This window comes from Nonomuraea sp. C10 (genome assembly GCF_008017515.1).
GTDB lineage: Bacteria > Actinomycetota > Actinomycetes > Streptosporangiales > Streptosporangiaceae > Nonomuraea > Nonomuraea ferruginea.
This window is the reverse complement of sequence record NZ_VPFF01000001.1, coordinates 3,672,001-3,692,582: the sequence shown is the minus strand read 5'-3', so window position 1 is coordinate 3,692,582 and position 20,582 is coordinate 3,672,001. Positions and strand designations below refer to the sequence as shown.

The following is a 20,582-nucleotide window of genomic DNA, read 5'->3' as shown; positions in this document are numbered from 1 at the left end:
GCCAGGGCCGCTCGTACGGACGGACCGCCGCACCCTCTAAGGTCCTGTTGACCATTTCAAGCCGCGTGAGAACGGGACCCCCCATGAACCTCGCACTGTGGATCGTCGCGGGCCTGCTGGCCGCCGTGTTCGGTGTGGCCGGGCTGATGAAGCTGGCGCAGCCCAAGGAGAGGCTCGCGGCCGCCGGCCTGGCCTGGACGGAGGACTTCTCCGTCGGCGCGGTCAAGGCCATCGGCGGGCTGGAGGTGCTGGCCGCGCTCGGGCTGATCCTGCCGGCGACGTTCGGCGTCGTCCCGATCCTCACCCCGCTGGCGGCGGCCGGGCTGGTCATCGTCATGATCGGCGCCGCGGTCACGCACGGCCGGCGCGGGGAGCATCCGGCGATCGCCGTCAACGTGGTGCTGCTCGTCCTGGCCGCGTTCGTGGCCTGGGGCCGCTTCGGCCCCCATGCCTTCTGACGTGACAGCTCGGCCCGGGATTCACGGGTGCGCCGTCGAGACCCGCTCCACCAGGTCAGGCTGGAAGACCACGTGACGGTGCTCGTGGCCGCCGGGGCTGTTGGCCTCCTCCAGCAGCATCAGCGCCGCGGTGCGGCCCAGCTGCTCGCGCGGCTGGCGGATCGACGACAGCGGCACGGCCGCCGCCGCGGCGAAGTCGATGTCGTCGTACCCGAGAATCGCCACGTCGGCGGGGACCCGCAGGCCGCGCTGGGTGAGCTCCTGCAGCACGCCCATCGCCACCAGGTCGTTCGCGCAGAACACGGCGGTGGGCCGCTCCTCGCGGGCCAGGCCGGCCAGCTCCTTGCCGGCCTGGCGGCCGGTGGCGACGGTGAGGTCCGGCAGCGGGATCACGGTCAGCTCGCTGTCCGGGCCCAGCACGCCGGCCAGGCCGTGGTGGCGGTCCTCCACCTGGCGGACGGGGAACGGCCCGCCGGCGAAGGCGATCCGCCGGTGACCCCGGTCGAGCAGGTGACGCCCGGCGAGCCGGCCGCCGAGCACGTCGTCCACCGAGACGGCGCACCCGTAGGAGTGGCGCGACGAGCTGTCGAACGTCACCACAGGGATGCCCCGGGAGATCAGCCCGCCCAGCCGCTCCCGCTGGCCCGAGGCGTTGACCGGGGTGATCAGCACGCCCAGCGGGCGCTCCTCCTCGAACATGCGCAGCAGCCGCGCCTCCCGGGCGGCGTCCTTGCTGCTGTTGACCACCATCACGTTGACGTCGACGTCCTGCGCGGCGGTCTCGACGCCGTTCAGCACGTCGATGAAGAACGGGTTGGTCAGGTCGAGCGCGACCACGGCGATCGTCGTGCTGCGCCCGGCCCGCAGCTGGCGGGCGGAGCCGTTGCGCACGTAGCCGAGCTGGGCCACCGCCGCCTCCACCCGCATGCGGGTCTCCCTGGCCACCATCTCGGGCCGGTTGAGCACGTTGCTCACGGTGCCGACGGAAACCCCGGCGAGTCGGGCGACGTCTTTGATGCTCGGCATCGTTCCTCGGTCATGAAGTGCGGCGGCGCTTGAACCGTATCAATGCTACGGGCGCCCCCGAGAGACCGCGTCTCAGCGCGGATCGCGCCGCAGCGGATGCTCGGGCGGCACCTCCACCAGCACGATCCGGTGCCCGTCGGGGTCGGCGATCCAGAGCTCGATCAGCCCCCACGGCTCCCGCCTGGCCTCGCGCAGCACGGTGACGCCCGCCCGCCGCAGCCGCTCCTCCTCCCGGCCCACGTCGCGGACCTGCAACCACAGCATCATGCGCTCGCCCGCCGGTCCGCCGGAATGCCCCGACAGTTCGAGGAACCCCTGCCCGAGGAAGAAGACGACGCCGGGATGGTCCGGCGGGCCGAACTCCCGGTAGACGGCCAGGCCGAGCGTCTCGGCGTAGAAACGGCGGCTGCGCTCCAGGTCACCGGGGCGCAGCAGTACGCGGCTGCTCAGCACTTCCATGACCCGGAGCGTTCCCCGCCGGCGCCGGTTCAGGCGCCGCCGGTCAGGACGGACGGCGCGCGTACACCTCGATCTCGATCTTCATGCGCGGGTCGGCGAGCCCGCAGACCAGCATCGTCGCGGCCGGGCGGACCTCGCCGAAACAGCGGCGCAGCGCGGGCCAGCAGGGCTCGAAGTCGGCGCGGTCGGGCAGCAGGTAGCGCACCCTGACCACGTCGCCGAAGCCGCACCCGGCCTCGGCGAGCGCCGACCCGATGTTGCGCAGGCACTGCTCGGCCTGCTCCACCACGTCGCCGGAGATCGTCATGGTGGCGTAGTCGAAGCCGGTCGTCCCGGACACGTGCACCCAGTCACCGTCCACCACGGCGCGGGCGTAGCCGATCTGCTCCTCGAAGACCGAACCGCTGAGGATGGCGCGTCGCTCTGTCATGCGCGGCACGATAGGTGATCGGCGGCGATACGTCGAAGACGCGTGGACTCATGGGCTGATATCTCTGGGCGTATGGACCGTCCCGAGCTTCCGCTGCACCACCTGCACGCGTTCGCCGTGCTCGCCGAGGAACTCCACTTCGGCCACGCGGCCGTCCGCCTCGGCATCGCGCAGCCGCCGCTGAGCCAGCAGATCCGCCGCCTGGAGGAGAGGGTCGGCCACCCGCTCTTCCACCGCGAGCCGGGCCGGATCTCCCTCACCGCCGCGGGCCGGGAGCTGCTGCCGGCCGCCCAGCGGGCCCTCGCCGGCGTCGCGGCCGGGCTCTCCGCCGCGCGGGACGCGGGAAGCGGGCGGACCGGCCGGCTGCGGATCGGGTTCGCCGCCTCACTGGCGCTGACCGTGCTGCCCGGCCTGCTGCGCGCCTTCCTGGAACGGTTCCCCGAGGTGCGGCCCGACATCCGCGAGATGACCACGGCCCCGCAGCTCGCCGCCCTGCACGACGGGACGATCGACGTCGGCCTGCTGCGCGAGCCGCACTCCGGTGAGGCGGAGCTCGGCTTCGCGACGGTGCTGACCGAGCCCTTCGTCGCCGTCCTGCCGTCCGCGCATCCGCTGGCGTCCCTCCGGTCCGTCCCGCTGACGCGGCTGGCGGACTCGCCGTTCGTGCTCCTGCCCCGCGCGGCGGGGCCGGGCCTGTACGACCAGATCACGGACCTGTGCGCCGGCGCGGGCTTCACCCCGCGGATCGGCCGGCACGCGGTGGAATGGCTGACGGTGTGCGCCCTGGTGGAGGCCGGGCTGGGCGTGTCGCTGGCCCCGGCGAGCATCCGGCGCGTCCGGCTCGCCGGGGTCGCCTTCCGCGCGATCACGCCCGGCACGGCCCGCACCCGCGTCGCCGCCGCCTGGCGCCGTGACGACCCGAACCCGGTGGTCGCCAACTTCCTGGCGACGCTGCCCTGACGAGGGGGTCACGCGACCTTGGCGGACGGCGCCTTCCACGTGTTGCACGCGCCCGGCTTGCCGGCCTTGTGGCCCTGCCCGGCCCAGTGAGCGCGGTTGGCGGGCTTGCCGTCGTTCTTGGCGAACCTGGCATACGCCTTGGGCTGAGCGGACTTGAGGAAGGCCGGCCAGTCCTTGACGGTGCGGCCCAGGCTCTTCACCGACACGCCCTGGAGGCAGTCGGACTGCAGGCCGTACCGGCGGTTCTGCTCGTTCATCACCTTCTCCGAGCCGTCGTTCCGCAGCGCCCACCAGGCCCGGCCGATGCCGGTCTGGCCGAGGACGACGCCGCTCCAGGTCCGGGTGAGCGAGGAGAGGATCTTGTCGTCCTTCTTCGCCCTGATCCAGTCGTCAGCCAGCCGCACCTTGATGACGGTGCCGCAGACCTCGGAGAAGGACTCGCGCAGGTCCATGCCGCTGGAGCAGGACTGGAGGTCGTCCTTGGCCCTGAACTCCACCTTGACCGGCTGGAAGTCCTTGATGGCCGGCTTCCACGCCTTGTTGAGACAGCCGACGAGCTTGGTGATGTACGTCCTGGTCGAGGCGGCGGTCGTGCCCTTGGCCGCCCCGCAGGAGACCTTGGGCAGCTTGGCCGCCTTGTAGAGCGCGTTGTGGGTCAGTTCAGGTGCGCCCTTGACCGGGTCGGCGTGGGCCGCACCTGACAGAAGCACCACACCGGCGGCCACCGCCGCAGACAAACGAATGATCATGACGCGGAATCGTACGGCCCGCGCCCGCGGAAAGGCCAGCCGTCACGTCACGTCACGGGTGATCATGACCGGGCAGGGCGCGTGCTGGGCGCAGTACTCGCTGGTGGACCCGAGCAGGACGCCTTCCAGCCGGCTGCGGCCGTGGGAACCGAGGACGAGCAGGTCCGCCTCGGCGCCGAGCCTCGTCAGCACGTCGGTGGGATGGCCCTGGACGACGAGGGGCCGGGCCTTGACCCCGGTCTCGGCCAGTTCGCGGTCCAGCGTGCGCTCGCCCCACTCCATCAGCCGGTCGGTGTCGGGCTTGACCAGTTCGACCCCGACGGAGTCCCAGTGCACGGCGTGCACGGCGTGCAGGTCGACGCCGCGCAGCGCGGCTTCCTCGGCCGCCACCCGCAGGGCGTGCCGGGCGTGCTCCGATCCGTCGACCGCGGCGATCACGTGGCTGTGCGAGTCGGACAGGCGCGGTAGGTCCGGGACGACGGTCACCGGGCAGGGCGCCTGGTACAGGCAGGCCTTGCTGACCGAGCCGAGCAGCAGCCCGGCGAGCCGGTTGTGGCCCCGCGAACCGACGACGAGCAGGTCGCCGGGGGAGCAGGCGGCGATGAGGCCGGCCGCGGCACCGCCGTGGCCGAAGCGCGGTTCGGCGTAGCCCCGGGTGATGTCGCCGGCCGCCCGGCGCAGGCCTTCCTCGGTCTTCTCGCCGGTCGCCGATGTCCGGTCCGGCAGGATCGTCCGGGGCTGGAGCTCGGCGCGGTGCAGGCGAGCCTGGCCGAGCGCCCACCCGAGCGCCCTGACGGAGCCCGGCGAGCCGTCGAATCCGGCGATGACGCGTTCCACGGAAATGTCCTCCTTGGCGTGGTGGAGCAGATGATCTCGCGGCGTGGTCGCTTGTCGAGGGCGGTGGGGCGCCCCATACCCCGGGTCACGCTCCGTACGCGGCTTCCTTGAGCCCGTCTGCCGATCGGGTGGAAAGGACTTTGGTCCTTCCCGAGATGACCTTCGGCCCCCGACCGGCGGCCTGAGCTCGCCCTACGTTGGTCACGTCCCTCCCGGAAGTGGAGCAACCGCCCGTGCCGACGACCCGTGCGCACCCCGGCCCCCGTCTGGCCGCCGGGCGGCTCCCCCTGCTGGGCGGGGCCGCGGTGGCGCTGGTCGCGGGCCTGTTCGGCGGAGTGGCCCTGCTGGTCGCCTGGCTGCCCGCCCCCGCGGCGTTCACGGAGCAGCACGGGCCGCTGATGGCGCTGGGCTTCCTGGGCACGCTGATCTCGCTGGAACGCGCGGTGGCGCTCCGGCAGCTCTGGGGATACGCGGCCCCCGCGCTGTCCGCTTTCGGGGCGGTCGCCCTGGCCGCCGGCGCCGAACAGGCAGGCAAGGCGGCGCTGACCGCCGCCGCCGGCTGGCTGGTGGCCGTCTACGTCGCGCTGCTGGGCCGGCGGGTGAGCCGCGAGACGCTCATGCAGCTGGCCGGCGCGCTGGCCTGGTTCGGCGGCGGCCTGCTGTGGCTGGCCGGACGGCCGATCCCGGAGCTGGTGGTCTGGTTCGCCGCCTTCCACGTGCTGACCATCGCCGCCGAACGGCTGGAGCTGGCGCACGTCGTCTTCCTGCGGCCCGGGGCGTGGGGCGGCCTGGTGGCCGCGGCCGCGCTGGTCGGCGGCGGCGCCCTCGTCTCGCTCGCCGGCCCGGCCATGGGCGCGCGGACGGCCGGGGCCGGGATGGTCCTGGTCGCCGTCTGGCTGGCCTGGCGCGACGTGGCCCGCCACACCGTCCGCGGCTCCGGCCTGCCCCGGTACGCGGCCGCGTGCCTGCTGGCCGGCTACGCCTGGCTCGGCGTGGCCGGAGTCCTGTGGGCCGCCACCGGCCTGTCGTCCGGCCGCTACCTGTACGACGCGGCCCTGCACGCGCTGTTCCTCGGCTTCGTGATGTCGATGGTCTTCGGCCACGCCCCGGTGATCCTGCCGGCGGTGCTGCGGGTGCGGCTCCCGTACCGGCCTGTTCTGTACGCGCCGCTGACGCTGCTGCACGTGGCCGTGGCCGCCCGGGTCGCCGGTGACCTGGCCGCCCTGGACGCGGTCCGCACGCTCGGCGGCGTCCTGGCCGTGTTCTCCCTGCTCTTGTTCGCCGGATGCGCGGTCGCGGCGTCGCGCTCGCGGTCCGGTCACGATAAGGAGGTGCCGGCGGTGAACCCCGTCGAGATCCGTAAGGGGCCGGGTGCCCCGAGCACGCCGCCGCAGCGCCCGCGCGCGTCGTGGCACCTGCGGGCGAACGCGATCGTGGTCGGCTGGCTGGCCCTCACCGTCGCGGTGGCGCTGGCCGGCGACGTGCTGCCGGCGCCGCGCTGGCTGCTGATCCACGTGTTCTTGCTCGGCGGGGTCTCCACCGCGATCCTCATCTGGAGCGAGCACTTCACCGTCGCGCTGCTGCGCACCAGGACCCCCGCGCAGACGGCGAGCCTCGCCCGGCTCGCGCTGCTCAACGCCGCCACGATCGCGATCCTGTACGGGGTCGCCGCCGGTCCCTGGCCGCTCGCCGCGGCCGGCGCGGGCGTGGTGGTGGCCGTGGTGCTGTGGCACGCGTACGTGCTGGTCGCGCTGCTGCGCCGGGCGCTGCCCGGCAGGTTCGGGCACGTCATCGGCTGGTACGTGAGCGCGGCCGGCGCTTTGGCGGCCGGTGGCGTGCTCGGCGGGCTGCTGGCCGCGCACGTCCTGCACGCCGATGCCCACGAGCGCATGCAGGCCGCGCACGCCGAGGTGAACCTGCTCGGCTGGGTGGGGCTGACCGTGCTCGGCACGCTGTTCACGCTGTGGCCGACCGTGCTGCGCACCCGCATGCCCGACCGGACCCGCAGGGCCTCCAGGATCGGGCTGTGGCTGGCCGCCCCCGGCTTGGCGGTGACCGTGGCCGGGCTGCTGACCGGCTGGCGGTGGGCCGCGCTCGCCGGGCTGGCCGCCTACGCGGCCGGCACCGTGGCGGCGCTGGCACCGCTGGCCGAGGCGGTGCGCCGGCGGCGCCCGCACACCGGGGCGGCCTGGACGATGGGAGCGGGCGTCGTCTGGTTCGGGATCGCGCTGGCCGCGAACCTGGCGATCGTGGCCACCCGCCCGGCCGCCGAGGTCACCGCCGGGCTGGATCCGCTGCTGCCGCTGGTGCTCGCCGGGTTCGTCGCCCAGGTGCTGCTCGGCTCGCTGCTGCACCTGCTCCCTGCGGTGCTGGGCGGCGGCCCGGCCCGTTTCAAGGAGAACGCGGCGCTGCTGGAGCGCGGCTGGGCGGTGCGGCTGGCGGCCTTCAACCTCGGGGTGCCGCTGCTGGCGCTGCCGGTGCCCGCGCCCCTGCGCCTGCTCGGCTGGGCACTCGTGCTCGCCGCGACCGCCGCGTTCGTGACCCTGGCCACGATCGCCCTGACCCGTTCCCGAGCGCTCGGGCGTACGCGCCCAGCAGCCGAGAAGACAACCGTCACGACACCAGGCCACGGCCCCACCAGCGGCGGCGCGACGCCCCTCATGGGACCCGACGGCGGCGCGATGAGCCCCATTGGACCCAGCGGCGCGACGCCCCTTATGGGACCCGGCGGCAGCGCGACGACCCGCCCCGGACCCGGCGGCGGCGCGACGACCCGCCCCGGACCCGGCGGCGGCGCGATCGCAGGAGGCGCTTCCGCCGACGGCGCGTCCCGCAGCGCCTCTGCTGGCGACGCGTCTCGCGGCGCCTCCATCGGTGGCGCGACGGCCGCCGACGCCGCCCCAGGCGCCGCCCCAGGCGCCGGCGGCGGTGACGGTGATGGTGAAGGGACTGGTGGTGGGTGGCTGCGGGCTTGGCCCGGGCTGGCCGGGGTGGTGGTGGGGATTCTGCTGACGGCGGCGGCGGTCGTGGTGTCGACGACCAGTGGTGAAGGGACGGCGGAAAGGGTCACCGCTACGGGGGCGCGGACGGTCGAGGTGACCCTGGCCGGGATGAGCATCAGGCCCTCGGTGATCGAGGCCGCGCCCGGCACCGTGCTGACGCTGCGCGTCACCAACACCGACGCCCAGCGGCACGACCTGCGGCTGGCCACCGGCGAGCGCACCCCGCTGCTGGGCCGCGGCGAGAGCGCCACGCTCACGCTGCCGCCCCTGGCGGAGGCGGTCGACGGCTGGTGCACCGTGGCCGGGCACCGCGCCGCGGGCATGACCATGCGCGTCGTCCCCGCCGGCACCGCGCACGGCGGCCACGCCACCGGCGGCGACACCGGCGGCGACACCGGCGGCGACACCGCGGCCCCCGCCCGCCTCGACCTGTCCGCGCCCATGTCACCGGAATGGACCCCGCACGACGCGACGCTCAAGCCCGCGCCGGGAGGCGTGGAGCACCAGGTCGAGATCCGCGTGGACGACCAGGCCGTCCAGGAGGTCGCGCCCGGCGTGCGGCAGCGCGTGTGGACGTTCAACGGCAAGGTCCCTGGCCCGGTGCTGCGCGGCAAGGTCGGCGACACCTTCACGGTCACGTTCGTCAACGGCGGCACGATGGGCCACGGCATCGACTTCCACGCCGGGGCGAACGCGCCGGACGAGGTCATGCGCACCATCGAGCCGGGCGAACGCCTCACCTACCGCTTCCGCGCCGGGCACGCCGGAGCCTGGCTGTACCACTGCTCGACCATGCCGATGACGCAGCACATCGCCAACGGCATGTACGGCGCGGTGGTCATCGATCCGCCGGGGCTGCCGGAGGTGGACCGCGAGTACCTCCTGGTGCAGGGCGAGCTCCACCTCGGCGAGCCGGGCGGCGACGCCCAGGTGGCCAAGATCCGCGAGGGACGCCCTGACGGCTGGATGTTCAACGGCACCGCCGCCGGGTACGACCACGCGCCGCTGGCGGCGAAGGCCGGGGAGCGGGTGCGGATCTGGGCCGTCGCCGCAGGTCCCAGCTCGGGCACGGCACTGCACGTCGTGGGGGCGCCGTTCGACACGATCTACAAGGAAGGCGCGTACCGGCTGCGGAAGGACGACGCGGGCGGCGCGCAGGTGGTGGATCTGGCCCCCGCCCAGGGCGGCTTCGCCGAGCTGGTCTTCCCGGAGGCGGGCACGTACCCGGTCGTGGACCACACGATGCGGCAGGCGGAGGCCGGCGCGCACGGCCTGTTCAAGGTGAGCGCCCGCTGAGCGGAGCCATGCCCGCCCTCGCACCCCACCGCCGCGCCAGGTGCGCACGTCGTGGGCGCCCCAGCGGCGGCGGGAGTCGTCGCCGAGAGTGGGCAGTTCGCCGACCAGGTCGAAGCGGCCCGGGCGTCGAGGAAGGTGAAACCGGCGAAGTTCAGCGGCCGGGTGAGGTGGGCGCAGACGTCAGGCACGCAGACGTCAGGCACGCAGACGTCAGGCACAGGGCGCGGCCGAGGAGGTTGGCGGTTCCGACCGGTCGTTGCCGACGATCGCCGGGGCGGTGGTGAGGGTGTCGAGCATCCACTGCAGGCCGGGGCGTGCCGTCGGCTGCGTGGGGCGGCGGCGCGGGATGGCGTTGCCGCCGTTGGCCTCGTGCGCGAGGCGCGGCAGGTGGGCGCGTTCGAGCCTGGCGTAATACTTCACGCTCATCCCGGCATACTTCACGCTCATCCCGGCCCGCTTGGGAGTGATCTTGGCGCGCCGGGAGGTGAGGAATTCGCGCACTTAGGATGGCCGGGTGTTCGCTCAGGCCGCGGTCGAATCCGGCGAGCGTCACTCCGGGGGATGCCGGTCGTGCTGTGGCTCGGCTACCAGGCTTGTGAACGTGATTTACATGCTGCCGTCGCGGCAGTTCGCCGTGATGTTGCCGCGGCTGACGGACGCGACCGGCCTGGACGGGCTCGCCGAGGCGGGCGAACGGGTCACGGTCCGGATCGAGCCGGCCGCAACCGGCTCTTGACCACCGGGGCGACCCTCGTGGCGCTCTGGCCGAGGTGGCCGGGCCTTGTGGTCAGGGACGGCCGATGCGGACCTTCCAGACAGTCGGGCCCGACTCGAGGTACTCCCAGGTGAACTCGCCCGGGTGCTCGGCGGCGAACTGGTAGTAGAGAGGTTTCGGGTCATGGTCGTTGACCAGCACGAACGCCGTACGCGCGGTCAGTTCGCCGAACGTGGCGAAGATCTGCTCGTGGCGCTGCGCCGGGACCAACCGGCGCACGTCGAGCTCCGGCGACTCGGCCGGGGCCCGCTCCTCCTCGACGGCCTCGACGGTGTCCGGCTCGCCGCCGAGGACCTCCTGCATGCCCTTGAGCAGGGCGGCGAGGTCGACTCCCGCGTCCGCCAGCGCGGGCAGCAGGATCTCGTTCTCCTTCTCCACGTGGCTCTGGAAGACGGCGTTCAGCGCCGTGGCTGCGGCGGAGATCTCTCCCGGGGAGCCGGCCGAGGCGAGGTCGCCGACCAGCTCGCGCAGCGTCAGGTGCTCGTCGTGCATCGCCCGCACCAGCAGCCTGGTCCTGGGCAGGTCGGCGGCGACGCGGTACACCGTCTCCTCCTCCGCCATGGCGTGCGGGAGCACCTCCTGGTTGCAGAAGTCGACCAGCACCCCGCGCCGGGCCGCGGGCGACGCCAGACGGTCGATCGAGCGGCTGATGGTGAGCGCGTGGTCGGACATGGTCCGGCCGAGCTGGTCGTGGTGGGCGCGGATCGTCGCCAGCACACCGTCCTGAGTGCCGCGGTCCGTGGATGCGGTCATGGGTTCAGCCTTTCTGTCGGGTGAGCAACGGGGCGCGGCCGCGCGTACTCGGCATGCTGAAACGCTAGGCCGCGGTTCCGGCCGGTGTCACCGGCTACAAGTCACCGGGCGGGCGGGCACTAGGACCCCGATTTCCGGGCCCTTCGCCTCTGGCGGGCGACGGCTCACGTAGCCTGCAGGTCACGCAGGCCCGGCTCCTCGGCCAACCGGCCGGCCTGCACCCAGTACCAGCCGAGCGAGGCGGTGAACCGCTCGGTCAGCCGCGTGTCGCCCAGGCTCATGGCGGCATCCAGCGCGCCGCGCAGGTTGGCGGCCTCGGCGTCCAGCCGCCGGATCCAGCGGTGCCGCGCGGGCCCGCTCCGGTACGACTCCGCGCACTCGGCGAGCTGGGTGTAGTAGGTGGCGTACCAGCTCAGGACGCGGTCGTGCTCGCCTGCCTCGCGCAGGCGCTCCAGCCCGTACGCGGCCACGGACTCCAGCAACCGGTACCTGTCGCCCGACCGTACGATCAGCGACCGGTCCACCAGCCGGGCCAGCAGGTCGGCGACGTCGTCCGGCGCGAGGTCCGACCCGCGGGCGGGCGGCGCTCCCTCGATCGGCAGAGGCACGGCGCAGACCCGTTCGGCGGCCTCCAGCGTGCAGCCGCCCACCTGGACGGCCAGGCGGCGCAGCACCACGCGTTCGGGCTCGGTGAGCAGCTCCCAGCTCCAGTCGAGTGCCGCCCTGAGGGTCCGCTGGTGGGCGGGGCCGGCCCGGCGTCCCGCCGACAGCAGCCGGAAGCGGTCGTCCAGCCGCGCCGCCAGGGCCGCCACGCCCAGCGAACGCGTCCGGGCGGCGGCCAGCTCCAGCGCCAGCGGGATGCCGTCGAGGCGGCGGCAGATCACCTCGGCGGCGTCGGCGTCCCCAGCGGTCAGCGCGAAACCCGGCTGCGCGTCGGCGGCCCGGGCGGCGAACAGCCGCATCGCCGCCCATACGTCCAGCGGCGGCACCTCCCGCACCACCTCGCCGGTCACCCCCAGAGGCTCCCGGCTGGTGGCGATCACACACAGCCCGGACCCACCGCGCAGCAGCCGCTCCACAAGCTCGGCCACCGCCTCCACCACATGCTCGCAGTTGTCGAGCACCAGCAGAGCCCGGCGATCGCCGAAGACCGCGGCGATCGACTCCCCCATTCCGCCGGGCACCCCCGGCACGGTCGCGCCCGCGCCGCCGCTGATCACTCCGCGCGTTGTCCCGTCGGCTTCGCCGTCGCCGGTCATGCCGGGTGCCGCCCCCGCGCCGCCGTCGTCGCGTACCCCGAGTGTCGTCGCGATGGTTTCGGCCACGTCCGGGCCCGCGGTGACCGATGACAGTTCCACCAGGTACGCGCCGCCGGGGAAGTCGCCGGCGAGCCGGTGGGCGGCAGCCAGGGCGAGGCGGCTCTTGCCGACGCCGGCCGTGCCGGTGAGCGTCACGAGCCGGGTGGCGGGTGGCAGCGCGGCCAGCTCGTCGAGGGCCTCGTCGCGGCCCACGAGCTCGGTGAGCGGTTCGGGCAGCCGGGCGGGGGCGGGCGCCGGGACGACCGCCGGGCGGCGCAGGCCGGGGCTCTGCTCCAGGATCGCCTGGTGGAGAGCGGCGAGCTCGGGACCGGGGTCGAGGCCCAGCTCGTCGCGGACGCGCTCACGCAGGGACCGGTAGACCTCCAGCGCCTCGGCCTGCCGCCCCGAACGGTAGAGGGCGCGCATGAGCAGGCCGTGGAAGCGTTCCCTCGTGGGGTGCTGAGCGGCCAGTTCGGCCAGCTCGCCGATCTGGGAGGAGTCCTGCCCGAGAGCCAGCCGTACGTCGGCGTAGTCCTCCAGAGCCGTCAGCCGCTGCTCCTCCAGCCGGGCCGCGGCCCCCCGCACGAGCGGTTCGCCGGGGAAGCCGGCGAAGGCCGGGCCGCGCCACCACGACAGCGCCTCGGCCAGCAGGGCGGCTCTCTCCCGGGGGTCCCCGGCGGCCCCGGCCCGGCCGGCGGCCTCGCGGAAGCGGCGGGCGTCGGTGTCGCCGCCGACCAGGTAGCCGGGCGACCGCGTGACGATCAGCTCCCTGGCACCCGGCTCCGCCTCGTCCAGCGCCCTGCGCAGCTGCGACGCCTTGGCGCGCAGCGCGCCCAGCGGGTTGCCCGGCGGCTCCGGCCCCCACAGGTTCCCGATCAGCCGGTCGGCGGCCACGACCTGCCCGTCTCCGGCGAGCAGGCAGGCCAGGAGCGCCCGTACCTTGAGCTCGGGCACGCGCACGGCACGCCCGTCGTCGGCGATCACCTCGAGCGGCCCGAGTACGGCGAAGCGCATGGATCTCACCCTAAGCAGTTCCGAACAGGACCCGAACGTCCGCCCTCCAGGCTGATCGCATGACGACCACCACGACTTCCCCCAGGACCGGGGCGCGGGCGTGGCTGGGGCTGCTCGTGCTCGCCCTGGCCACGCTCCTGCTCGCCGTGGACAACACGGTGCTGATGCTCGCGCTGCCTCACCTGGCCGCCGACCTGAACCCCAGCGCCACCGAGCTGCTGTGGATCACCGACGTGTACGGGTTCATGATCGCCGGATTCATCATCACCATGGGCTCGATCGGCGACCGGATCGGCCGCCGCAGGCTGCTGCTGATCGGTGCGGCCGCGTTCGCCGCCGCCTCGCTCGTGGCCGCGTACTCCACCACGACCGTGATGCTGATCGGCGCCCGCGTGCTGCTGGGGATCGCGGGCGCCACGATCGGGCCGTCCGCGCTGGCGCTGGTGGCCGGGCTGTTCGCCGACGCCAGGCGGCGCGCCCTGGCCATCGGCGTGTTCACCGCCTGCTTCATGGGCGGGGCGGCGGCCGGGCCGGTGATCGGCGGGGTGCTCCTGGAGCACTTCTGGTGGGGCTCGGTGTTCCTGATGGGGGTGCCGATCATGGTGGCCGTCCTGGTGGGCGGTCTGGTCCTGCTGCCGGAGACCAGGGCCGAGGGCTCCGGCAGGCTCGACCTGGCGAGCGTGGCGATGTCGCTGGCCGCGATCCTGCCGCTCGTCCACGGACTGAAGGAGCTGGCCGACGACCCGGGGCAGCCGGTGGCGTACGCGGCCCTCGGCGTCGGGCTGGCGTTCGGCTGGGCGTTCGTCCGGCGGCAGCGCCGGCTGGCGGAGCCGCTGGTGGACCTGCGCCTGTTCGGCGACCGCTCGTTCAGCGCGGCCCTGCTGATCCTGGCGCTGGCCATGGTGCTGCAGGGCGGCGTCTACCTGTTCGTGAGCCAGCACCTGCAGCTCGTCGAGGGCCTCTCGCCGCTGGCCGCGGGCCTGTGGATGGCCGTCCCCGCTCTGGGCCTGGTCGCGGGGTCGCTCGCGGCGCCGCTCGTCGCGGGCGTGTTCCGGCCGGGCCTCGTCGTCGGGGCCGGGCTGGTGATGTCCGCCGCCGGGTTCGCCGTCGTCGTGGCGGGCGACGGCCTCGGCACGCTGATCGCGGGTGTCACGATCGCCTTCCTCGGCATGGCGCCCGTGGGTGCGCTGGGGCTCGGCCTCATCGTCGGAGCGGCGCCGCCGGAGCGGTCCGGGTCCGCGTCGGCGATGGCCGAGTGCGGCGGCGAGCTGGGCATCGCGCTCGGCATCGCGCTGCTCGGCAGCGTCGGCACCGCCGTCTACGGCGGCACGGTCACCTCGCCGCACGCGGGCGGCTCGCTCGGCGAGGCGCTGACCGCCGCAGCCGCGCTGCCGCCGGGCCAGGCCGCGGACCTGGTGGCGGAGGCGCAGGCCGCCTTCACCCAAGGGCTGCTCGTCGTCACGGCCCTGAGCGGGGTGCTCATGCTCGGCCTGGCCGTGACCGCCATGACCTTGCTGAGGCATCTCCGCCCGATCGGCGGGGACCGGTAAGCACCGCCGCCGGAAGCGGGATGACGGCCCGCCGGGACGAGGGGCGAAGGTCCGTCCCATCACGGGACCGTGGCCTCTGACCCACGAGCCGGGATCGCCGGACGATGAGGGCATGAGAATCGGAATCAACGGCTGCTACGACAACGCATGGGGCTGTGCCGACCGGCTCGTGGAGATGGCCCAGCGGATGGAGGAGCCGGCATGTCAGCGGTGATGGTCGAGGGACTGCGCAAACAGTACGGGACGGTGAAGGCCGTCGACGGGGTGAGCTTCACCGTCGAACGGGGAGAGGTGTTCGCGCTGCTCGGACCGAACGGCGCGGGCAAGACCACCACGGTGGAGATCCTGGAAGGGCACCGCGGGCGCGACGCCGGTCACGTGTCGGTGCTGGGCTTCGATCCGGCCACCGGCGGCCGGGCCTACCGCGAGCACATCGGGATCGTCCTGCAGGAGGCCGGCTTCGAGGAGGAGTTCTCCGTCTTCGAGCTGGTGCGGCTGTACGCAGGCTTCTACCCGCGCCCACGCGATCCTGACGAGGTTGTCGAGCAGGTCGGGCTCCATGACAAGCGCGACGCCCGCGTGCGGACGCTGTCCGGTGGGCAGCGGCGCCGGCTGGACCTGGCGCTCGGCCTGGTCGGGCGCCCGGACGTGCTGTTCCTGGACGAGCCGACCACCGGCTTCGACCCGTCGGCCCGCCATCACGCGTGGGAACTGATCGACGGCCTGCGTTCGCTCGGCACGACGATCCTGCTCACCACCCACTACATGGACGAGGCCCAGCACCTCGCCGACAGGGTCGCGGTGCTGCGCGCGGGCCGGTTGGCCGCCTGCGGCGCGCCGGACACCCTCATCGCGGCCGAGCGGGCCAGCGTGCTGTCCTTCCTCCTGCCCGAGGGCACGGCCGCAGCCGACCTGCCACCGCTCACCGGCCGCGTCGAGGTGCGTGGCGCGGCGGTGTCGGTCGAGACCGCGCGGCCCGCCCACGACCTGCACGCGCTGACCGGCTGGTCGCTGGAGCGCGGCACCGAACTGACCTCGCTGACCCTGTCCCGGCCGTCGCTGGAGGACGTCTATCTCGACTTAGTCGGCGAGGCGCCATCATGATCGGGCGGCTGGTCCGGCACGAGACCCTCTCCTTCGTCCGCACCCCGATGGCGGCCTTCTTCACCGTCGCGATGCCCCTGCTGATGACGGTGATCGTCGGGGCGGCGGTGGGGAACCAGGTCGTCCAGCCCGGTACGGACGTGCGCGTCATGCAGTTCGTGATCCCCGTCATGGCCGTGTTCGGCGTCGCCCAGGGCTGCTTCGGCGCGCTCGCCATCCGCCTGGCGGATCTGCGTGACCGCGGCTGGCTCAAGCGGCTGCACGGCACGCCGGTGCCGGCCTCGGCGGTGCTCGCCGGGCTGACAGGGGCGTCGCTGGCGGTCGCGGCCACGACGGTGGCCGTGCTGCTCACCGTCGGCGGACTCTTCTACGGCACTCAGATGGTCTGGCGCACGCTGCCCGCTCTGCTGCTCACCCTGCTGCTCGGGGCGGCCTGCTTCACCGCGCTCGGCTTCGCGATGGTGGCGCTGCTGCGCAACGCGGCGGCGGTGCAGTTACTCGGCACCGGCCTGCTGCTGGCGCTGGCGTTCATCTCCGACGTCATCCTCGTCGGCGCCCGGCTGCCCGCCTGGCTGGACGTCGTGGGCTGGGTCTTCCCCTTGCGGCACTTCGCGCACGCCGTCCGCGACGCCATGAACCCGTTACTCACCGGAGCGGGCTTCCAGGCCGGCCACCTGGTGGTGCTGGCGGCATGGGGTGCCGGCGGCGCCGTGGTGGCCGTCTGGCGCTTCCGCTGGGAACGGCCCCAGGCCCATGCCCAGACCGCGAGGGCGGCGCGGAACCGGCGCCCCCTGCGGCAGGGGCGCCCCGCGCGATGGCGGCTGGTGACCGATCAGGTCACGCACGCGCTGGTCCGGTTGCGCAGGGACCTGTCCGCGGCGTTCTTCACGGTGATCCTGCCGGTCCTGCTGCTCGCGCTGATCTCATTGATCTTCGCCGGCGCCCGTGTCTCGGGGGTGCGGCTGCCGGTGTTCATGCTCGCCGCGATGATCACCTACACGGTGGGCGTGGCCTCGTACGTGAACATTCCCGACACGATCGCCGGCGATCGCGAGCGCGGCGTGCTCAAACGGCTGGCCGGCACCCCGCTGCCGCGCTGGGCCTACCACACCGGCCACCTCGCCACCGCACTGCTGGTCACCACGGCCACCACCGTCCTGCTGGCGCTGGTGGCCGCGCTCGGCCACGGCGTCAGGATCGGGCCCGGCGCGCTCGCCGGCATGCTCGCCGCGATCGTCCTCGGCACGGCGTGCTTCACCGTGCTCGGAGCCCTCGTGGTGGCGTTCGCGAGCAGGCAGCAGACCGTCAACGCCATCACCCTCGGCACGTTCCTCCCCCTGGCCTTCGTCTCCGACGTCTTCGTCATCGGGGGCGAACTCCCCGGCGCGCTGCGCATCGCCGGGGACGTCTTCCCGCTCAAGCACGTGTCGCACACGGTGCTCGCCACGCTGGCGGGACGGCCGTGGCCGTGGACGGACCTCGCCATGGTGACGTTCTGGACCCTGGGCGGGATGGCGGCCCTCGCCGTCGTGGAAGCTCGGCGCAGGACGGGCGGACGGCTCCAGCCGCCATGATCGCCGCAGGGGGCCGCCTCACGGCTCCAGCGACTCCGGGACGGAGTCGGACGGGCCGTAGGGCCGCTGCGTGTGGCCACCGGCGTCGTAGATCTTCACCCACTTGACGGAGGGGAACTGCTTGAGCGTCGGCCTGATCTGGTCGGCGACCGTGAACGTCGACCCTCCGCTGGTGAGACGGCCGGTCAGGTAGACCCTGGCGACTCCGTTCTTCACGGTGAGCCTGCTGAAGCCGGTGGCCCTGGAGCTGACGAAGCGCAGCCCGTGCGCCTTCTCCGCCTGGGTGGGACCGGCGAACAGCCGCTGCAGCGCGCCGTGGGCGGTGGCGGGTGGAATCACCGGCCGCCGTACGCCGGTGGTGTGCGGCTCCCGTCCGGTCTCGTACCTGGCGGTGTCGAGGAAGTGGGCACGTACCGGCACCGTCCGATGGGGCGTGGCGATGTCGATGACGACACGGCTCGGCCGGGTGAGCGTGTAGACCCGGTAGGGCGCGCGCCAGGCCAGCCCCGCGCCGAAGGTTAAGGCGGCCTCGAAGTCGCCGGTGTTGACGACCTGGATGAGGCCGGGCAGCGCGTACGTCCGGCTGGCCGGGCCGTAGGTGACCTTGCCGTTACGGTCGTGGCCGTCGGCCCCGGCGAAGCGGATCCGCAGCAGCGCGCTGCCCACCGCGTTCACCCGCCGGCCGGAGCCGTCGGCGATCAGCTTGGACACGTAGCGGACGTCCCGCTGGTCGGGCACCCGCCCGCGGAACTCGAAGACCAGCCGGTCCAGGCCGTTGTGGTGCGCGGCCCGGATCCCGACGAGCGTGGGCGTGGCCTGCTGGACGGCCTGCGCCGGTACGGCGAGCAGGCCCGTGGTGGTGGCCACCATCGTGGTGGCGATGAGGGAACGAATCGGGAGCATGTCGATCATCTTCTTCCCTGTGAGTGCTCCTGACCCCAGGGTGGACCCTCCGGCCGTCCCGCGACACCGGCGATCGTCCCCTCTCCCCAGGCCTTTCGGCGCGCGCCCGTCATGGTGCCGGAACTCCCGTACGAGGTCCGCGCCGCGGACCTCGTACGGGACTGCGCACGCCTCAGGCGTCGCGGGACAGGACGACCTTCAGCGCCCCGCTGCCCGCCGGGTCGGAGAACGTCTGGTATGCGGCCTCCATGTCGTGCAGGGCGTAGCGGTGGGTGACGAACACGGTCGGGTCGAGCCGACCGGCGGCGACCATGTCGAGCAGGGCCGGGGTGGAGTAGGTGTCGACGAGGCCGGTGGTGATGGTCAGGTTGCGGATCCACAGGTCTTCGAGGTGCAGGGTGACCGGAGCGCCGTGGACGCCGACGTTGGCGAGGTGCGCGCCGGGGCGGACGAGGCGGGTGCAGAGCTCGAAGGTCTCCGGGATGCCGACCGCCTCGATGGCGACGTCGGCGCCCAGGCCGCCGGTCAGCTCGGCGACCGCGGCCTCGGGGTCGTCCCCGGAGCCCACGAGAAGGTCCGCGCCGAGCCTCTTGGCCGCCTCCAGCCGGGTCGCGGCGGGGTCGACGGCGATGATGTGGCCGGGTGTGAACAGCCGCGCGGTCGTGATGGCGGCCAGGCCGATCGGTCCGGCGCCGACCACGACCACGGTGTCGCCGGGCCGGACCCGGCCGTTGAGCACGCCGACCTCGTAGGAGGTGGGCAGGATGTCGGCGAGCATGAGCGCCGCCTCGTCGGTCACGGCCTCGGGCAGCAGGTGGGTGGAGGTGTCGGCGTACGGCACGCGGACGTACTCGGCCTGGGTGCCGTCGATGCGGTGGCCGAGGATCCAGCCGCCGCCGCCCAGGCACTGTCCGTACATGCCGGTGCGGCAGTAGCGGCAGCGGCCGCACGCCGTGATGCAGGAGACCAGGACCCGGTCGCCCTGCTCGACGCCGGTGACCGCGCTGCCGGCCGCCACGACGGTGCCGACGGCTTCGTGGCCGAGGACTCTGCCCGGCTCGACCGCGGGCACGTCGCCCTTGAGTATGTGCAGGTCGGTGCCGCAGATCGTGACGGCGTCCACCCGTACGATCGCGTCCGTCGGGGAGGTGAGCTGCGGGTCGGGGACCTCTTCCCAGGTGCGCCGACCCGGCTCGTGATAGGTCATCGCCTTCATAGGAGCCTCCTTGTCCTTCCTGCCACGCTCCCGGCCGCGGGCGGGCGGGAGTAGGGGCGAAGGTCCCGCCGGGCGATACCCTTCGCCGGGAGAACGGGTCAGCGCGCCGGAAGTCCAGCGCGGCCACCACCGAGCGGGGCTGTTCGTAACCGGTGGCGAGCAGGAAGGCGGGGGCGCGACCGTAGCTCTTCATGCCGATGGCGTAGGAGCCGGGCTCCGGATGGGTCAGCTCGTCCACGCCGTGCGGGCGTACGGTGCCGCAGGAGTGGTCGTCGGGGTCGATGAGCGGGGCCCGCAGGCGGGTGGTGCCCAGGATCGGGTCCAGGTCCAGGCGGAGTTCGGCGGCGATGGCGTGGTCGGGGCGGAAGCCGGTGGCCGCGACGACACGGTCCGCGGCGAGCCGCCGTTCCGAGCCGCCGGCCTGCCGGGAGACCAGTTCGACGCCGGTTCCGCCCGGTCGTACGCGCACGGCTCGAATCTTGACGTTCGCGGCCGGTCCACCGATGTCGTCCGGCGGTACCGGTAAGGAAACGGTAAGGGGCCGGCGGCAGCCTGGAATCAACAGGTGAGCGGCACACCGGGCCGCGCACGCTGACCAAGGAGTGAGACCATGCGCAAGCTCATCGAGTCGACGTTCGTGTCGCTGGACGGCATCATCGACGACACCCGCCCCTCCACCGCGTCACGGGCCGAGCCCCAGCACTGGGGCCACCCGTACTGGGACGACGAGCACCACGGCTACGTCACGAACCTGTCCGCCTCGGCGGACGCCATGCTGCTGGGCAGGGTGACCTACGAGGGATTCGCCGAGGCGTGGTCGGCGCAGGACGGCCCCCAGGCCGAGGCCATGAACAAGATGCCGAAGTACGTGGCCTCGCGCACCCTGACCGAGACCACCTGGAACGCCACCCTCATCCGGGGCGACGTGGCCGAGGAGGTCGCGAAGCTGAAGGAGCAGCCCGGACAGAACATCATCAAGTGGGGCACCGGAGAGCTGGACCGCACGCTGGTGGAGCACGGCCTGGTCGACGAGTTCCACTTCTGGTACTTCCCGGTCGTCGTCGGGGCAGGCAAGCACCTGTTCGAGGGCGCGGGGTTCGACACGACCCACCTCAAGCTGGCCGAGGTGAACCGGTTCGGCTCGGGGATCGTCGTCCACGTCTACGTCCCCAAGTAGG

Annotated in this window: 19 protein-coding genes; 9 read left to right on the top strand and 10 right to left on the bottom strand. The window is 73.5% G+C overall.

The window, feature by feature from the left end; all coding sequences use genetic code 11:
- The first annotated feature begins 83 nt into the window (after positions 1 to 83).
- On the top strand, positions 84 to 458 hold the full coding sequence (locus FR742_RS16875; RefSeq protein WP_148031822.1) for a DoxX family protein: 375 nt from the start codon (positions 84 to 86) through the stop codon (positions 456 to 458).
- A 21-nt stretch (positions 459 to 479) separates the two neighbouring features.
- Here the strand turns inward: FR742_RS16875 and FR742_RS16870 are convergent, their stop codons facing one another.
- The 3 genes from FR742_RS16870 to FR742_RS16860 form a co-directional block, all read right to left on the bottom strand.
- Positions 480 to 1,484 carry a LacI family DNA-binding transcriptional regulator gene (locus FR742_RS16870; RefSeq protein WP_148031821.1) on the bottom strand — a complete coding sequence of 335 codons (1,005 nt, stop codon included), beginning with the start codon at positions 1,482 to 1,484 and terminating at the stop codon, positions 480 to 482.
- A 72-nt stretch (positions 1,485 to 1,556) separates the two neighbouring features.
- Complete coding sequence (locus FR742_RS16865; RefSeq protein ID WP_148031820.1) at positions 1,557 to 1,943, bottom strand: VOC family protein; 387 nt, start codon at positions 1,941 to 1,943, stop codon at positions 1,557 to 1,559.
- Positions 1,944 to 1,986: 43 nt separating this feature from the next.
- Positions 1,987 to 2,373 (bottom strand): RidA family protein, encoded by a 387-nt coding sequence (locus FR742_RS16860; RefSeq protein ID WP_148031819.1) that lies wholly within the window; start codon positions 2,371 to 2,373, stop codon positions 1,987 to 1,989.
- 72 nt (positions 2,374 to 2,445) lie between these two features.
- On the opposite strand from FR742_RS16860, the gene FR742_RS16855 reads away from it, so the two are divergent.
- A complete protein-coding gene (locus FR742_RS16855) occupies positions 2,446 to 3,333 on the top strand; it encodes a LysR family transcriptional regulator (RefSeq protein ID WP_148031818.1) in 888 nt (295 codons plus the stop codon).
- Between the two features lie 8 nt (positions 3,334 to 3,341).
- Here the strand turns inward: FR742_RS16855 and FR742_RS16850 are convergent, their stop codons facing one another.
- Both FR742_RS16850 and FR742_RS16845 read right to left on the bottom strand, forming a co-directional pair.
- Positions 3,342 to 4,082 carry a hypothetical protein gene (locus FR742_RS16850; protein ID WP_148031817.1) on the bottom strand — a complete coding sequence of 247 codons (741 nt, stop codon included), beginning with the start codon at positions 4,080 to 4,082 and terminating at the stop codon, positions 3,342 to 3,344.
- Between the two features lie 42 nt (positions 4,083 to 4,124).
- Entirely contained in the window at positions 4,125 to 4,919 is a 795-nt protein-coding gene (locus FR742_RS16845; protein ID WP_148031816.1) for a universal stress protein, read from the bottom strand.
- A gap of 233 nt (positions 4,920 to 5,152) precedes the next feature.
- Between FR742_RS16845 and FR742_RS45860 the strand changes: the two genes are divergently transcribed.
- Complete coding sequence (locus FR742_RS45860) at positions 5,153 to 9,217, top strand: multicopper oxidase domain-containing protein (RefSeq protein ID WP_261808577.1); 4,065 nt, start codon at positions 5,153 to 5,155, stop codon at positions 9,215 to 9,217.
- Between the two features lie 210 nt (positions 9,218 to 9,427).
- Here the strand turns inward: FR742_RS45860 and FR742_RS16830 are convergent, their stop codons facing one another.
- A complete protein-coding gene (locus tag FR742_RS16830; RefSeq protein ID WP_148031815.1) occupies positions 9,428 to 9,643 on the bottom strand; it encodes a hypothetical protein in 216 nt (71 codons plus the stop codon).
- 175 nt (positions 9,644 to 9,818) lie between these two features.
- On the opposite strand from FR742_RS16830, the gene FR742_RS45855 reads away from it, so the two are divergent.
- Positions 9,819 to 9,953, top strand: coding sequence for a hypothetical protein (locus FR742_RS45855; protein WP_261808576.1), 135 nt, complete (start codon positions 9,819 to 9,821; stop codon positions 9,951 to 9,953).
- A 51-nt stretch (positions 9,954 to 10,004) separates the two neighbouring features.
- On the opposite strand, the gene FR742_RS16825 is transcribed toward FR742_RS45855, so the two are convergent.
- The gene (locus tag FR742_RS16825; protein ID WP_148031814.1) at positions 10,005 to 10,745 is read right to left on the bottom strand and encodes a DUF2249 domain-containing protein; all 741 of its coding nucleotides are present in this window, start codon (positions 10,743 to 10,745) and stop codon (positions 10,005 to 10,007) included.
- 164 nt (positions 10,746 to 10,909) lie between these two features.
- Entirely contained in the window at positions 10,910 to 13,057 is a 2,148-nt protein-coding gene (locus FR742_RS16820) for a BTAD domain-containing putative transcriptional regulator (RefSeq protein ID WP_148031813.1), read from the bottom strand.
- Positions 13,058 to 13,116: 59 nt separating this feature from the next.
- Between FR742_RS16820 and FR742_RS16815 the strand changes: the two genes are divergently transcribed.
- The 3 genes from FR742_RS16815 to FR742_RS16805 all read left to right on the top strand — a co-directional run bounded on the left by FR742_RS16815 (position 13,117) and on the right by FR742_RS16805 (position 17,285).
- Entirely contained in the window at positions 13,117 to 14,607 is a 1,491-nt protein-coding gene (locus tag FR742_RS16815) for an MFS transporter (protein WP_148031812.1), read from the top strand.
- Positions 14,608 to 14,808: 201 nt separating this feature from the next.
- Positions 14,809 to 15,711: an ABC transporter ATP-binding protein gene (locus FR742_RS16810; protein WP_148031811.1), complete on the top strand. Its 903-nt coding sequence runs from the start codon at positions 14,809 to 14,811 to the stop codon at positions 15,709 to 15,711.
- A complete protein-coding gene (locus FR742_RS16805; protein WP_148031810.1) occupies positions 15,708 to 17,285 on the top strand; it encodes an ABC transporter permease in 1,578 nt (525 codons plus the stop codon). Before FR742_RS16810 ends, FR742_RS16805 begins: the two co-directional genes overlap by 4 nt.
- Before the next feature lie 18 nt (positions 17,286 to 17,303).
- Here the strand turns inward: FR742_RS16805 and FR742_RS16800 are convergent, their stop codons facing one another.
- Both FR742_RS16800 and FR742_RS16795 read right to left on the bottom strand, forming a co-directional pair.
- Entirely contained in the window at positions 17,304 to 18,188 is an 885-nt protein-coding gene (locus FR742_RS16800; RefSeq protein WP_148031809.1) for a GerMN domain-containing protein, read from the bottom strand.
- Between the two features lie 172 nt (positions 18,189 to 18,360).
- A complete protein-coding gene (locus FR742_RS16795; protein ID WP_148031808.1) occupies positions 18,361 to 19,404 on the bottom strand; it encodes a zinc-dependent alcohol dehydrogenase family protein in 1,044 nt (347 codons plus the stop codon).
- A gap of 220 nt (positions 19,405 to 19,624) precedes the next feature.
- Here FR742_RS16795 and FR742_RS46375 point away from each other — a divergent pair, with 220 nt between their 5' ends.
- Together FR742_RS46375 and FR742_RS16785 are read left to right on the top strand one after the other, a co-directional pair.
- A complete protein-coding gene (locus FR742_RS46375; protein WP_187281180.1) occupies positions 19,625 to 19,930 on the top strand; it encodes a hypothetical protein in 306 nt (101 codons plus the stop codon).
- 84 nt (positions 19,931 to 20,014) lie between these two features.
- Positions 20,015 to 20,581: a dihydrofolate reductase family protein gene (locus FR742_RS16785; protein WP_148031807.1), complete on the top strand. Its 567-nt coding sequence runs from the start codon at positions 20,015 to 20,017 to the stop codon at positions 20,579 to 20,581.
- Position 20,582 lies beyond the last annotated feature (1 nt).